This is a genomic window from Lentimicrobium sp. S6, assembly GCF_013166635.1.
In the GTDB taxonomy this organism is placed as follows: domain Bacteria; phylum Bacteroidota; class Bacteroidia; order Bacteroidales; family UBA12170; genus UBA12170.
Genome location: NZ_JABKBZ010000227.1, coordinates 1 through 866, shown reverse-complemented (window position 1 = coordinate 866; position 866 = coordinate 1). Strand labels below are relative to the sequence as shown.

1 protein-coding gene is annotated in these 866 nt (G+C 34.1%); it reads right to left on the bottom strand.

Annotation, left to right across the window (positions count from 1 at the left end):
• Positions 1-742, bottom strand: a 742-nt coding sequence (locus HNS40_RS22475) for a hypothetical protein (RefSeq protein WP_172284948.1), incomplete at its 3' end; no start/stop codon positions are given.
• Positions 743-866: the final 124 nt, after the last annotated feature.

Below are 866 nucleotides of genomic sequence, written 5' to 3'. Positions count from 1 at the left end.
GCCCTGTCCAATTGGGGTATACAGTATCATAAGTAAAGTCCAGATTACGCTTGCTCATATAAATATCATATTTACCAGAGGAATTATTCTCTTTCATTCTACCTACGGTTACGATTTTGTCATTATAAGTGTGTACTAAATCTGAAGGCCCAGTCCACCTGTCATCTTCTTTATAGTCTATGATATTTAGAGCCGTATCGAATTTAATGTATCCAGAATGATAGGTGTATTCCTCTGAGGTATTTTTATATAAAAAAATACTAAAAAAGCTAGTGTCACTTATTTGAATGGCTTCCCCTAATCGAGTGGCGAAATAATTCTCAGGCATAATTTGCTTTGAAACAAAAGATTGTTCTTCTCCATTTTCATTAAAATACATCATAACAGGGTGATGGGTTTGATAGTTACTGCCTATAGCTACAAAATTTCCTTCTGACAAATTGTGAATACTCCAAGGTTGGGTATATAGGCTATCATAAATTCCAAAAGGCAATATCCACTCCTCTTCCCCGTTGGGATTAACCTTTATAAATAAAGACCGAGTACCCCAACCTTGTGAGGGGTCATTATTAATTGGCCATTCAGCCTTCCCAGATAAATAATAATCATTTTCTTCGCTTATTAATATTTTATCAGGCACGGCATTCCAAATCACAGGGTAATCATCCATGGTAGCATAATCACCCTTCCAAATAATATGACCTTCAGTATCCAGTTTGATTAAATTAATAGGGTTACCCATTTAGTTCACAAATAGTTGTATATGAGTATATTATTTTGTAAATTGTATTCAAATTCAGGAACGATGAGGATACTAAAAAACATTGATAGACAGACGTTTAAAGAAAGATTTACAACAAAAGAAG